Below are 12031 nucleotides of genomic sequence, written 5' to 3'. Positions count from 1 at the left end.
GCGTGGTTCACCTCCTGCAGATTCTGATCAACGGCCTGGCTTCCGGGGCGGTCTATGCCCTGTTCGCCCTGGGTTACACCCTGGTGTTCTCCGTGCTGGGGGTGATCAACTTCGCCCACGGGGCCGTGTTCACGATCGGGGGCTACCTCACCTACCTGCTGATCGGTGGCGCGGTGGGCGCCAATGGGCTGCTGGCTGGCCTGCAGTTGCCCCTGGCCCTGCCGTTCTGGCTGGCCCTGGGGCTGGCCGGGGCCGGCTCCGCGCTGGTGAGTCTGGTGGTGGAGGCCGTGGCCTTCCGCCCCTTGCGAAAGCGCCAGGCAGAGCCGCTGCTTTCTCTGATCTCCAGTCTGGGGGCGGGGGTGGTGCTGGTGAATCTGGTGCAGCTGCTGATGGGGGCCGAGAGCTACTCGATCCCCTCCTCCACCCTGGCTGGGCTGCCGGCTGCGCTGAACCTGGGCGGCGCCCAGATCCGCACCGTGCAGCTGCTCCTGCTCCTGGTGGCCACCCTGCTGCTGGTGCTGCTCACCCTCTGGCTGGAGGGCAGCCGCGGCGGCAAGGCCCTGCAGGCGGTGTCGGAGGATCCCGTCACCGCGCGCCTGCTGGGGATCGATTCAGGCGCGATGATCCGCCTCGCTTTCGCCGTCAGCGGCTTCCTGGCGGGGGTGGCCGGTGGGCTGGTGGGGCTGAGCGTGAGCATCGCCGGGCCTTACTTCGGAATCGGCTACGGGCTCAAGGGTCTGGGGGTGCTGGTGCTGGGTGGGCTGGGCAGCGTCCCGGGGGCGGTGCTCGGCGGCCTGATCGTGGGGCTGGCCGAGGCCCTCGTGCCCTCTGATTTCTCCGGCTACAAGGACGGGGTGGCGTTCGCGATTCTGTTCCTGGTGTTGCTGCTGCGGCCCCGGGGACTGCTCGGCAAACCCCTGGCGAGCAAGGTGTGAGGGATCTGTCCCTGCTGGTGCAGATGGGCTTCGGGGCCCTGCTGGCCCTTTCGGTCTATCTGCCTCTGCGCTGCGGGCAGTTGTCGCTGGCCACACCGGGCTTCTACGCCATCGGCGGCTATGTGGCCGCCCTGCTCTCCACCCGCTGGCCCGCCCTTTCGGGCGGGGGAGCCAGCTATCCCCTCACCTCCCTTGCCCTGGAGCTGCTGCTGGCGGCCCTGGTGGCAGGCGCTGTGGCCCTGGTGCTGGGGCGACCGGTGTTGCAGCTGCGTGGGATCTATCTGGCCATCGCCACCATCGCCCTGGTGGAGATCCTGCGGGTGCTGAACCTGAACATGGCCTGGAGTGGCGGCGCCGTGGGGATCTTCGGCATTCCCCAGCCTTTCGACGGCCCCGCGGGCTATGCCCTGGCCACAGGGGTGCTGCTCGCCCTCACCTGCTGGCTGTGCTCCCGGCTGGAGGCCATGCGGCTGGGGCGGGCCATGTCGGCCATCCGAGAAGACGAACTGGCCGCCCGCTGCATGGGCATTCCCACCGCCGACGTGAAACTGATCGCCTTCGTGCTCAGCGCCGTGATCGCTGCCCTCACCGGCGTGCTGGCCGCCCACTTCCTCAACACCTGGAACGCCCGTCAGGGCAGCTTCGATGCCAGCATCACCACCCTGGCCTTCGTGGTTTTCGGCGGCTCCCGGATCTGGCTGGGGCCGGTCCTTGGTGGACTGGTGATCACGGCTCTGCCCGAACTGCTGCGACCGGTGGGGGATCTGCGCCTGATCCTGTTCGGCCTGGTGATCCTGGTGGGTCCGATCCTCTTTCCGCAGGGGGTGATCACCCCAGAGGGCCTGGCCCGCATCCGAGCAGCCGTGAGAAGAGCCTGATGCCGGCACCCCTGCTGGAACTGGAGGCGGTGACTTGCCGCTTCGGTGGCCTGCTCGCCCTCGATCAGGTGTCCCTGCAGGTGGAGCAGGGGGAGATCTTCGGGTTGATCGGCCCCAATGGGGCCGGCAAGACCACCCTGTTCAACCTGATCTCCGGGGTGGGCCGTCCCACAGCGGGGTTGATCCGCTGGAGCGGGGAAGCGATCGGCGGCCTCCCGCCCGATCGCATCAACCGGCTGGGCATCGCTCGCACGTTTCAGAACCTGCGCCTGTTCGCCAGGCTGAGCGCTCTGGAGAACGTGCTGATCGGCCTGTACCAGCGGGGGCACTCCCCCCTGCTCGGCGCCCTGATCGGCGGGAGGTCCTTTCGCCGGCACCAGGTGGAGTTGCGGCAGCAGGCCCTGCAGTTGCTGGAACTGGTGGATCTGTCCGCTGTGGCCCAGCAGCCGGCGGGCAGCCTTCCCTACGGATCGCAACGGCGTCTGGAGATCGCCCGTGCACTGGCCACCGGCCCGCGCCTGTTGCTGCTTGATGAACCGGCCGCCGGCATGAATCCGATCGAGAAAGAGGAACTTTCAGCCCTGATCCTCGGCCTGCGCGCCCGCTCCGAACTCACCGTGCTCGTGATCGAGCACCACGTGCCGCTGATGATGCGCCTCTGCGACCGGCTGGCAGTGCTGAATTTCGGCCGTCGCCTTGCCCTGGGCACCCCTGAGCTGGTGCGGCACGATCCCGCCGTGATCGAGGCCTACCTGGGGGTGAGTTCATGAGCACCCCCGCCGCGCCGCCGTTGCTGGCCCTGCGGGGGGTGTCGGTGCGCTATGGCCCGATCAGCGCCCTGCAGGACATTGATCTGCAGATCCAGCAGGGAGAGCTGGTGGCCCTGCTGGGCTCCAACGGCGCCGGCAAGAGCACCACCCTGCGGGCCATATCTAGGCTGGTGAAGCCGGTCGCCGGGCTGATTGAATGGCGGGGCCGCTCCCTGGCCAGGACCGCCACCGAGCGAACGGTGCGGCTCGGCATCGGCCACTGCCCCGAGGGACGGCGGGTGCTCGCCCGCCAGAGCGTGGCGGTGAACCTGGAGCTCGGAGCCTATCTGCGCCGCGATCGGCGTGCCATCGCTCGCGATCTGCAGCGCTGCTACGAGCGCTTTCCGCGCCTGGGCGAACGTCGCTCGCAACCTGCCGGCAGCCTCTCCGGCGGCGAGCAGCAGATGCTGGCGATCGCCCGATCCCTGATGGGTCGGCCTCGGCTGCTGCTGTTGGATGAACCCAGTCTTGGACTCGCGCCGCTGTTGGTGGCCGAGGTGATGGCAATCCTCCAGCAGTTGCACCGTGAGGGGCTGACGATCCTGCTGGTGGAGCAGAACGCCCATGCCGCCCTGGCCATCGCTGACCGGGGGGTGGTGCTCCAGGCCGGCAGCATCAGCCTCAGCGGCAGCGCCGCCGAACTGATGGCCCACCCCGACCTGAAAGACACCTACCTGGGGGAAGGGGAGCCAGGCGATGGTTGATCTGATCCGACAGCTTCTGGTCAGCCGCTGGAGCCTGCTGCTGCCCTTCACCCTGCTGACCCTGCTCTCCAGCGCGGGGTTGGGCCTGAAGGGGATCCCGGTGGTGCTGAGCTTCGCGCTTCACGGTCTGGGGCTTGCACCGCTCGGACGGATGGTCGCCGTGCTGGTGCATGCCCTGGCCCGGAGGCTGGGCAACCGTCTCGGGGGTCTGGTGAGCGTGACCCTGGGCAATCTGGTGGATCTGGTGGTCCTGTTCACCGCCCTGAACAGCGGCCTCTATCCGCTGGTGGTCACCAGCCTGGCGGGCGCCGTGATCACCAACTGCCTGCTGGTGCTGGGGTTGAGCACCCTGGTGGCCAGCCGACGGGTGATCGCCGTGCCGATCCATCCCCACAGCACCCAGCTGCAGACCCAGCAACTGCTGATCAGCTCCATCCTGCTTTCAGTGCCGACGATCTTCCTGCTTCACCAGGGGGAGGGAATCTCGGCCGGCACCAACAGCTTCGAGGGCTTTGCCCTCTACTCAGTTCTGGTGTCGGCCCTGGTGCTGGGCTACTACCTGCTCTCGTTCGTCTATCAGCTCGGCACCCATCGTCGGCTGTTCGCCCAGCAGGAGTCCTCGGTGAGCGAGCGAATCCAGCCCCAGGCTTCGATGGCCTCGATCCTGGGGCTGATCGCCCTGGTCAGTCTGATGCTGGTGGGGGTGTCGGATGCCCTGGTGAACTCCCTGGAGCAACTGGTGGAGCAGCTGAACCTGAGTCCCCTGTTCGTGGGGCTGTTCCTGCTGCCACTGTTCGGCAGCTTCGCGGAAGCCCTTGTGGCGATCCAGGCGAGCGCCGACGGCAACATGGATCTGACCATGAGCAGCACGGTGGAATCCAGCCTGCAGCTGCTGCTGTTCGTGCTGCCCGTTCTGGTGCTCTCGGGCCTGGTGATGGGGCGCTACCTGCACCTGGCCTTCCCTCCAGTGGCCCTGGCCTGCCTGGGCTGCACCGTGCTGGTGGTCGACTGGATCAGCAAAGACCGCCAGCTCAGCTGGTACGAGGGCCTGCAGCTGCTGCTCCTGTATGCCAGTTTCGCGCTCGGGGCACTGCTGCTCCCAGCCGCTTCATGACTCAGCCCAGCATCAGCCCCCCCTCCTGGCGCAGGCACTCCTGGGTGCTGCGCAGGTCGTAGAGCAGTTCCTCCAGGGTGAGACGGGCCAGCTCACGCTCCAGAGCCAGTTGCAACCGGCTCTCCAGGGCCAGGGCCACCTGTTCTCCCGCCTGCTCAGGGGCTGCCGCAGTGGAAGCCTGCTGGGAGGGGTCCGCCTCCACGGCCCGCAACACCTCCAGCAGGGGAATGGCGGCGGCAGCACGCTGGAGCCTGTACCCGCCATGGCGGCCGCGCCGGGCCTCCACCAGCTCGGCGCGGCGCAGCTGGAGCAGCACCTGCTCCAGCATCGGCTCGGGAATCGCCTGGCTGGCGGCCAGATCAGGGCCCGAGCGCCAGCTCTCGGGCTGCAGTGCCAGCTCCAGCAAGGCCTGAATCGCCTGAAGGCCCCGCCGCTTGAGCATCACCGCCAGGGGGAGAGCATCGCCCTACGCCCTGCGAGCCGCCAGCCTCTCGAGCACATGCTCGAGGGTGTAGCCGAACAGCGCCGGATCGGGATCACTGGCGTCGATGTCGGAGAGGCCCAGCTCGGCCCAGCGGCGATCCACCTGGGCCTCCTGCTCGGCTGTGCGGCGCAGCGGTTCTCCCCAGTCGTGTCGCTTCTCAGGGCCGATCTTGGTGGTGGCGTCGATCGCCAGGCGACCACCGAGACCGAGCCGCTCGCTGGCGAAATCCAGGCTGTCGAACGGGGTGTCTTCAAGCACGAACAGATCCCGCTGGGGATCCACCTGGGCACTGATCGCCCAGATCACCTGGCGTGGATCGCGGATGCTGATCGTCTTGTCGACCACCACCACGAACTTGGTGTACGTGAACTGGGGCAGGGCGCTCCAGAAGGCCATCGCCGCCCGCTTGGCCTGGCCGGGGTAGGCCTTGTCGATCGCGATGACCGCCAACTTGTAGCTGAGGCCCTCCATCGGCAGGAAGAAGTCGACGATCTCCGGCACCTGCTGGCGCAGGATCGGGGTGTACATCCGGTTGAGAGCGATGGCCAGCATCGCTTCCTCTTTGGGAGGGCGGCCGCTGAAGGTGGTGAGGAAGATCGGATCACGCCGCTGGGTCACGCAGTGGAAGCGCACCAGGGGGGAATCCTCCACGCCGCCGTAGAAGCCCATGTGATCCCCGAATGGGCCATCCGGGAGCACCTCCCCGGGAGCGATCGTTCCCTCCAGGACCACCTCGCTGTGGCTGGGCACCTCCAGATTCAACGTCTTGCACTTCGCCAGCCGCACCCCTTCGCCGGCATAGATGCCGGCGAACAGCCACTCACTCAGCTGCACCGGAATCGGCGTGGCGGCGGCCATCACCAGCAAGGGGTGGACGCCGATCGCCACCGCCACCTCCAGGGGCTTGCCCAGGGCCGCAGCCTTGCGCAGGTGGCGGGCGCCACCGCGCACACTCAGCCAGTGCACGGTCATCGTGTTCAGCGACTGGCGCTGCAGCCGGTAGACCCCCACGTTGGGCACGCCGCTCTCCGGGTCCTTGGTGATCACCAGCCCGAGGGTGATCACCCCACCGGCATCACCGGGCCAGGGGCGCACCAGCGGCAGGGCGTCGAGGTTCACCTGGTCCCCCTTCATCACCTGCTGATGACAGGGGGGAAGCAGGTCGAGGTCGGGACGGGCCTTGACCACATCCCAGAGCACACCGCCGAAACGGGCTGCTTCGCGCAGACCCTTCGGGGGGCGGGGCTGCTGCAGAAGCGCCAGCCGCTCGCCCAGGTCTTCCAGCTGCTCAGCCCGCTCGAGGCCCATGCTCCAGACCACCCGCTCCACCGTGCCGAGCAGGTTGACGGCCACCGGCATCGGGCTGCCGATCACGTTCTCGAACAGAAGTCCGGGCCCACCGCGGGCGAGCACGCGGTCGGCGATGGCGGCCAGTTCCAGATCGGGATCAACCGGAGCGGTGATCCGCCGCAGCTGGCCGCGCTGCTCCAGCAGCGCCAGAAACCCTCGCAGGTCGCGGGTGGTGCTCCGCGGCAACACTGCCTGCATCCGTCCTGTTCCGTTGCTGACTACTGTGGCGCACCCTCCCCGTCCGCCGTGCCGTGCTGATCCATACCTTCCACACCTCAGAACGTGTCCCCGCCGCCGAGCGAGCGGAAGGCGGCAGCCCCGATGCTGCGGTGGTGATCGATGTGCTGCGGGCCACCACCACCATGGCCTGGGCCCTGGAGAACGGTGCTGAGGCGATCCAGGCGTTCGCCGACCTGGAGGCCCTCAAGACCAGTGCCGCCGCCTGGCCCGCCGAGCGCCGGCTCACCGCCGGCGAACGCGGCGGGGCCAGGGTGAAAGGCTTCGATCTGGGCAACTCCCCCCTGGGGGTGACCCCGGAGCTGGTGGCGGGAAAGCGGATCTTCATGAGCACCACCAACGGCACCCGCTCCCTGGATCGGGTGCGGGAGCTGCCGCTGCTGCTCACGGCCTGCCTGCCGAACCGCACAGCCGTGGCACGGCGGCTGATCGAGCGGGGTGTGGAGAACGTCTGGATCGTGGGCAGCGGCTGGGAAGGGTCCTATTCGCTCGAGGACAGCCTGGCGGCGGGCGCGGTGGCCGCCGCCCTGCTCGACCTGGCTCCCACCGCCGGAATCATTGTGGAGACCGGCAACGACGAGATGGTGGCAGCCCTGGCCCTCTGGCGGCAATGGCAGCACGACCCCGAGGCCTGCCTGCGCACCGCCAGCCATGGCCAGCGACTGATCAGGCTGGGCAACCACGACGCCGACTTCCAGTGCTGCGCAGCCGTTGACAACCTCACGATCGTGCCGATGCAGGCGGAGCCCGGGGTGCTCAAGGCCAGCTGAGGCCAGCCCGTGAGGGGGCCGATCCGGCCGGAACCCCGACGAACCTCCCCCTAAAGTTCCGCCGACCTGGCACTTCCTAACGGTGACGAGCTTTCTGGCTGCCGCAGTGCAACTCACCAGCACGCCCGATCCGGACGCCAACTTCGCCGCCGCCGAGGAGCAGATCGAACTGGCCACCCGGCGCGGCGCCGAACTGGTGGGCCTGCCGGAGAACTTCGCCTTCATGGGCGACGACGAACGCCGACTGGAGCTGGCTCCGACCCTGGCGGAGCGCTGCAGCCGCTTCCTGGTGACGATGGCGCGCCGCTACCAGGTGACCCTGCTCGGTGGTGGCTTCCCCGTCCCCGCCGGCGAGCGACTCACCTACAACCGGGCGGAGCTGGTGGGCCGCGACGGCCAGCTGCTCTCCCGCTACGACAAGATCCACCTCTTCGATGTGGATCTGCCTGACGGCAACACCTACCGGGAATCGGAAACCGTCCGATCCGGCACTGCCCTGCCGCCCGTGGTCGATGCTCCCGGTCTCTGCCGGATCGGTCTCTCGATCTGCTACGACGTGCGCTTTCCTGAGCTCTACCGCCATCTGGCCGGTGCCGGCGCCGAGCTGATCATGATTCCGGCGGCCTTCACCGCCTTCACCGGGAAGGATCACTGGCAGGTGCTCCTGCAGGCCCGGGCGATCGAGAACACGGCCTATGTGCTGGCCCCGGCCCAGACTGGCCTCCACTACGGCCGACGCCAGAGCCATGGCCATGCGCTGGTGATCGATCCCTGGGGGACTGTCCTGGCCGATGCCGGCATCGGCGTGGGGCTTGCGGTGGCCCCCGTCGACCCGGACCATGGCCAGCGGGTCCGCAACCAGATGCCCAGCCTCAACCACCGCCATCCTTCGCTGTTCTGATCCTGAGGACACCACGCCTACCCCGTCTCGGCCCCCTGAGCACCCTTCTCCTCGGGGGAGTGATTCAGGGCGCCCTGCTGCTGGCGGCACTGCCGGCCATGGCAGCCAGTGCCCTCGCGGCCTGGCGCATCAACAGCAATGGGGTTCTGGAGCTGCGCACCTCCCCCTCGATCTCACTTCAGGCCTTCTACGAGGCCGGTAAGGGCAATGTGGGACCCAGGGTGTGGGTGGATCTGCCTGGGGCACCCAGCCGGACCCGCAGCATTCGCGGCAATGGCGTTCTGCGGGAAGTGCGCATCGGCAAACCCGATCCCAGCACAACCCGCCTGGTGCTGGAGTTTCAGCCCGGCACCCGGCTTGATCCCCGGCGTCTGCGCCTGGTGGGCACGTCGCGCGACCGCTGGAAACTCGATTTCGAAGGACTGCCCAGGGGCAGCCTGCGCACCATCGGTGAGGGCAACCTGAACGCCAGGACTGTGCCATGGCGCTCCAGCCCTGGATTCACGCCCGGCTACAGACGCACACCCCTCTCCTCGGCGGGGCTGCCCACTGTTCCCCGCGGGCGCTACCGGGTTGTGATCGATCCTGGCCACGGGGGTCCCGACCCCGGGGCCGTGGGAATCAGAGGGCTGCGCGAAACCGACGTGGTGCTCGACATCAGCCTCCAGGTGGCGCGGTTGCTTCAGGCCCAGGGGGTGCAGGTGGTGCTCACCCGCACCTCTGAAATCGACGTGGACCTGCCGCCGAGGGTGTCGCTCGCCAACAGCAGCAGGGCCACGGCCTTCGTGAGCATCCATGCCAATGCCCTGAGCATGTCCAGGCCGGATGTGAACGGCATCGAGACCTTCTATTTCCAGAGCTCCCGCTCTCGGGCCCTGGCGGCCGCCATCCAGTCGGAAGTGGTGGCGGCCTCGCCGGGAAGTCCGGACCGGGGCGTGCGCCCCGGGCGCTTCTTCGTGATCCGCCGGACGGTGATGCCCGCCGCGCTGGTGGAAACCGGGTTTGTCACCGGCAACATCGATTCTCCCCGGCTGGCCACGGCTTCCCACCGGCAGCGGCTGGCCCAGGCAATCGCCCGGGGTATTCTCCGCTATCTGGCAGGGGGCTGATGGAGCAGCGGATCGGCCTGCTGGACAGCGGATTGGGCGGGCTGACGGTGTTGCGGCGAATGCTGGAGCATCACCCTGAACTGCCCTTTGTCTATCTGGGCGACACGGCACGGGTGCCCTACGGCCATCGCTCCCCCAACGAGATCCGGCGGATCGCGGCGGAGGTGGTGGTCTGGTTGAGGGAGCAGCAGGTGGACGCGGTGCTGATGGCCTGCAACACCACCAATGCCCTGGCCTTCGACATCGCCGTGGCCGAGGCCGGTGCAGGTGTGCCGGTGTTCGGGCTGATCGACTGCGTGGCCAGCCACCTGCGTGGTGGACGGATCGGGGTGCTTGCCACCCCAGCCACGGCGGCGAGCGGCGCCTACGGGAGAGCCCTGCGCCAGGTCGATCCCTCCCGCCATGTGATCGAGATCGGCTGCCCGGCCTTCGTGCCCCTGATCGAAGACGGCAATTTCGAGGATCCGCGCCTGCGGGCAGCGGCGATCGCCTACCTCGAGCCGCTGCTGGCCGAACGGGTGGAGGCCATCGTGCTGGGCTGCACCCACTACCCACTGCTCGAGGAACTGCTGCGTGAGCTGCTGCCCCCCGAGGTGGTGCTGGTGGATCCGGCCCAGTCGGCGGTGGACCAGCTGGGTCAGCGGCTTGGCAAGACTCCCCTGTTCACGGCACGCTGCTGCGGCCTGCACCCCCGGGTCGTGCCGGTGGAGCGGGGGCGGTTCTGCGTCACGGGCGATCCAGAGGCCTTTGCCCTGGCCGCTGCTCCCTGGCTGGGCTGGCAACCTCAGGTGGAACGGGTGAGCCTCCGCTCCTCGGTGGGAGCCTTCTAGGATCTGCTCCCCGGTCGGGAGACATGGCCACCGTTGCAGAGCTGCTTCAGCCGGTCGAACACGACCTGGAAACCCTGCTGAGCGATCTGCGCAGTCTGATCGGAGCGGGCCACCCCATTCTCCAGGCCGCTGCCGAGCATCTGTTCAGCGCCGGAGGGAAGCGGATCCGGCCCGGCATCGTGCTGTTGCTCTCCCGCGCCCTCTCCCCCGACGGCGAGCTGAGCAGCCGCCACAGGCGCCTGGCGGAGATCACCGAAATGATCCACACGGCTTCCCTCGTGCACGACGACGTGGTGGATGAGGCCTCCACCCGGCGCGGTGTGGACACCGTGCACAGCCGCTTCAACAATCGCCTGGCTGTTCTGGCTGGTGATTTTCTCTTCGCGCAGGCCAGCTGGCACCTGGCCAACCTCGATGACCTCGCCGTGGTCAAGCTGCTCTCCAGGGTGATCATGGACCTGGCCGACGGCGAGGTCCGTCAGGGTCTCTACCGCTACGATACCGGCCAGAGTTTCGAGACCTACCTCGACAAGAGCTACTGCAAGACGGCCTCTCTGATCGCCAACAGCGCCAAAGCGGCCGGGGTGCTCAGCGGCCTTCCCAGCGACCGCCTCGAAGACCTCTACCGCTTCGGCCGCCAGCTCGGTCTCGCCTTCCAGGTGGTCGACGACATCCTCGACTTCACCGGCAGCGATCAGCAGCTGGGCAAGCCGGCAGCCAGTGATCTGGCCACGGGCTACCTCACCGCCCCAGTGCTGTATGCGCTCGAGGAACGCCCGGCTCTGGCTGGACTGATCGAGAGGGAACTCTGCGAGCCCGATGATCTGTCCCAGGCACTTGCGCTGGTGCGTGGCTGCGAGGCGATCCCTCGCTCCCGTGCTCTGGCCGAGGGATTTGCACGGGAAGCCGGCGAAGCCCTGCAGTGGATCAGACCATCACCCTCCTGCACGGCTTTGGTCAGCCTTCCCGAGTTCGTGCTGAGCCGGCTTTACTAGCGCCGAAGCCTCGGAGGACGCTCACCCGGCTGGTTGGCCACCAGCAGCAGGCCAGCCATGATCGCCAGATTCTTGAGCAGCTGGATGCGCTCGGCAGTGTCGCCCAGCTGGCCATGGAAGATCAGGCTGGTGGGGACCAGGAAGATCAGCAGCAACACAGCCCCCAGACGCCGCTGCCAGCCGCTGATCAGCAGAGCCGATCCCACAGCCAGCAGGGCGATGGCCAGCGACAGGAGCACGGGGGCCAGGGGCAGGCCCTTGGCGGCGATGGTGGCCGTCACCGCGGGGAAGTTCATGAGCTTGCCCACCAGGGCATGCACGAAGATCAGCCCGAGCAGAACCCGGGCGACCGTCTCGATCCAGGGGTTACCGCGCGGGCGCTGGGCTGAACGGGACAGGCGCAACTGGGGCCTGGAACTCCTCATCGGGGACGGTGCAATGGCCTGCAGTCTGCTGGCACCAGATTGGGTCCCGTCCTGGCAGAGTGCAAGGGCACGGCAGGATTTCGAGAATGATCGGCCCTGGCCTTACCCGTGCTGCATCCGTTCTGGCCGAAGGCTCTGCCGCCCTGGCAGCTGCGCTTCTGCTGATCCAGCCCGCCGTGGCCGAACCGGCGATCCGAGCGGAGTACCGCTGCGGCGAACCTGGAGAGGAGCGCCTCGCCACGGCGTTGTTCTTCCCCCTGGAACCCCGGCAGGTGGTGCTGATCGTGGACGGCCAGGCTGAGCGGTTGCTCCAGGCCCGCTCCGCCAGCGGTGCCCGCTACAGCTCCCAGAGCCAGGAGTTCTGGGTGAAGGGTCGAGAGGCCAGCTGGATTCGCAGCGCCGCCACCAGCGAACAACCCCTGCCCTGTGTGGTCACTCCCGCCTCCCCCTGAGCCCAGGTGTATGGCAACAACAGCTTCTGCCTGAACAG

At 68.1% G+C, this 12031-nt stretch carries 14 protein-coding genes; 11 read left to right on the top strand and 3 right to left on the bottom strand.

All coding sequences use genetic code 11. The annotated features are described in order from the left end of the window. The first annotated feature begins 2 nt into the window (after positions 1 to 2). The 5 genes from FPZ61_RS02945 to FPZ61_RS02925 are packed head-to-tail and all read left to right on the top strand — an operon-like array spanning position 3 to position 4440. Complete coding sequence (locus FPZ61_RS02945; protein WP_185464463.1) at positions 3 to 935, top strand: branched-chain amino acid ABC transporter permease; 933 nt, start codon at positions 3 to 5, stop codon at positions 933 to 935. After that, a complete protein-coding gene (locus tag FPZ61_RS02940) occupies positions 932 to 1813 on the top strand; it encodes a branched-chain amino acid ABC transporter permease (RefSeq protein WP_370593322.1) in 882 nt (293 codons plus the stop codon). The genes FPZ61_RS02945 and FPZ61_RS02940 overlap by 4 nt, the downstream gene beginning before the upstream one ends. Next, a complete protein-coding gene (locus FPZ61_RS02935) occupies positions 1813 to 2583 on the top strand; it encodes an ABC transporter ATP-binding protein (protein WP_185474738.1) in 771 nt (256 codons plus the stop codon). Before FPZ61_RS02940 ends, FPZ61_RS02935 begins: the two co-directional genes overlap by 1 nt. Then, positions 2580 to 3326: an ABC transporter ATP-binding protein gene (locus FPZ61_RS02930; RefSeq protein WP_185474737.1), complete on the top strand. Its 747-nt coding sequence runs from the start codon at positions 2580 to 2582 to the stop codon at positions 3324 to 3326. The genes FPZ61_RS02935 and FPZ61_RS02930 overlap by 4 nt, the downstream gene beginning before the upstream one ends. Further along, complete coding sequence (locus FPZ61_RS02925) at positions 3319 to 4440, top strand: calcium:proton antiporter (RefSeq protein WP_185464466.1); 1122 nt, start codon at positions 3319 to 3321, stop codon at positions 4438 to 4440. Before FPZ61_RS02930 ends, FPZ61_RS02925 begins: the two co-directional genes overlap by 8 nt. Before the next feature lies 1 nt (position 4441). On the opposite strand, the gene FPZ61_RS02920 is transcribed toward FPZ61_RS02925, so the two are convergent. After that, positions 4442 to 4882 carry an Rrf2 family transcriptional regulator gene (locus FPZ61_RS02920; protein WP_185474736.1) on the bottom strand — a complete coding sequence of 147 codons (441 nt, stop codon included), beginning with the start codon at positions 4880 to 4882 and terminating at the stop codon, positions 4442 to 4444. Between the two features lie 24 nt (positions 4883 to 4906). After that, positions 4907 to 6472 carry a UbiD family decarboxylase gene (locus FPZ61_RS02915; protein ID WP_185464468.1) on the bottom strand — a complete coding sequence of 522 codons (1566 nt, stop codon included), beginning with the start codon at positions 6470 to 6472 and terminating at the stop codon, positions 4907 to 4909. 53 nt (positions 6473 to 6525) lie between these two features. On the opposite strand from FPZ61_RS02915, the gene FPZ61_RS02910 reads away from it, so the two are divergent. From FPZ61_RS02910 to sds, 5 genes are all read left to right on the top strand, one after another. Further along, entirely contained in the window at positions 6526 to 7281 is a 756-nt protein-coding gene (locus FPZ61_RS02910) for a 2-phosphosulfolactate phosphatase family protein (protein WP_185464469.1), read from the top strand. Between the two features lie 82 nt (positions 7282 to 7363). Beyond that, positions 7364 to 8182, top strand: coding sequence for a carbon-nitrogen hydrolase family protein (locus FPZ61_RS02905; protein ID WP_185464470.1), 819 nt, complete (start codon positions 7364 to 7366; stop codon positions 8180 to 8182). Between the two features lie 59 nt (positions 8183 to 8241). Next, positions 8242 to 9291 carry an N-acetylmuramoyl-L-alanine amidase gene (locus FPZ61_RS02900; protein ID WP_185464471.1) on the top strand — a complete coding sequence of 350 codons (1050 nt, stop codon included), beginning with the start codon at positions 8242 to 8244 and terminating at the stop codon, positions 9289 to 9291. Then, positions 9291 to 10121, top strand: coding sequence for a glutamate racemase (gene murI, locus FPZ61_RS02895; RefSeq protein WP_185464472.1), 831 nt, complete (start codon positions 9291 to 9293; stop codon positions 10119 to 10121). The genes FPZ61_RS02900 and murI overlap by 1 nt, the downstream gene beginning before the upstream one ends. A gap of 23 nt (positions 10122 to 10144) precedes the next feature. Further along, complete coding sequence (gene sds, locus FPZ61_RS02890; protein WP_185464473.1) at positions 10145 to 11116, top strand: solanesyl diphosphate synthase; 972 nt, start codon at positions 10145 to 10147, stop codon at positions 11114 to 11116. Here sds and FPZ61_RS02885 read toward each other — a convergent pair. Beyond that, a complete protein-coding gene (locus FPZ61_RS02885; RefSeq protein WP_185464474.1) occupies positions 11113 to 11541 on the bottom strand; it encodes a DoxX family protein in 429 nt (142 codons plus the stop codon). The two genes, sds and FPZ61_RS02885, sit on opposite strands and share 4 nt — an antisense overlap. A gap of 86 nt (positions 11542 to 11627) precedes the next feature. Between FPZ61_RS02885 and FPZ61_RS02880 the strand changes: the two genes are divergently transcribed. Further along, complete coding sequence (locus FPZ61_RS02880) at positions 11628 to 11993, top strand: MliC family protein (protein ID WP_185464475.1); 366 nt, start codon at positions 11628 to 11630, stop codon at positions 11991 to 11993. Positions 11994 to 12031 lie beyond the last annotated feature (38 nt).

This window comes from Synechococcus sp. BSA11S, assembly GCF_014224355.1.
Classification (GTDB): Bacteria; Cyanobacteriota; Cyanobacteriia; order PCC-6307; family Cyanobiaceae; genus Regnicoccus_A.
The sequence above is the reverse complement of the archived record's forward strand: the minus strand, read 5'-3'. Positions and strand labels throughout refer to the sequence as shown.

Excerpts from the sequence above, each read along its gene's own strand:
- FPZ61_RS02935 (WP_185474738.1), top strand. The coding sequence starts at position 1,813 with ATGCCGGCACCCCTGCTGGAACTGGAGGCGGTGACTTGCCGCTTCGGT.
- FPZ61_RS02930 (WP_185474737.1), top strand. The coding sequence starts at position 2,580 with ATGAGCACCCCCGCCGCGCCGCCGTTGCTGGCCCTGCGGGGGGTGTCG.
- FPZ61_RS02925 (WP_185464466.1), top strand. The coding sequence starts at position 3,319 with ATGGTTGATCTGATCCGACAGCTTCTGGTCAGCCGCTGGAGCCTGCTG.
- FPZ61_RS02920 (WP_185474736.1), bottom strand. The coding sequence starts at position 4,882 with ATGCTCAAGCGGCGGGGCCTTCAGGCGATTCAGGCCTTGCTGGAGCTG.
- FPZ61_RS02915 (WP_185464468.1), bottom strand. The coding sequence starts at position 6,472 with ATGCAGGCAGTGTTGCCGCGGAGCACCACCCGCGACCTGCGAGGGTTT.
- murI (WP_185464472.1), top strand. The coding sequence starts at position 9,291 with ATGGAGCAGCGGATCGGCCTGCTGGACAGCGGATTGGGCGGGCTGACG.
- sds (WP_185464473.1), top strand. The coding sequence starts at position 10,145 with ATGGCCACCGTTGCAGAGCTGCTTCAGCCGGTCGAACACGACCTGGAA.
- FPZ61_RS02885 (WP_185464474.1), bottom strand. The coding sequence starts at position 11,541 with ATGAGGAGTTCCAGGCCCCAGTTGCGCCTGTCCCGTTCAGCCCAGCGC.
- FPZ61_RS02880 (WP_185464475.1), top strand. The coding sequence starts at position 11,628 with ATGATCGGCCCTGGCCTTACCCGTGCTGCATCCGTTCTGGCCGAAGGC.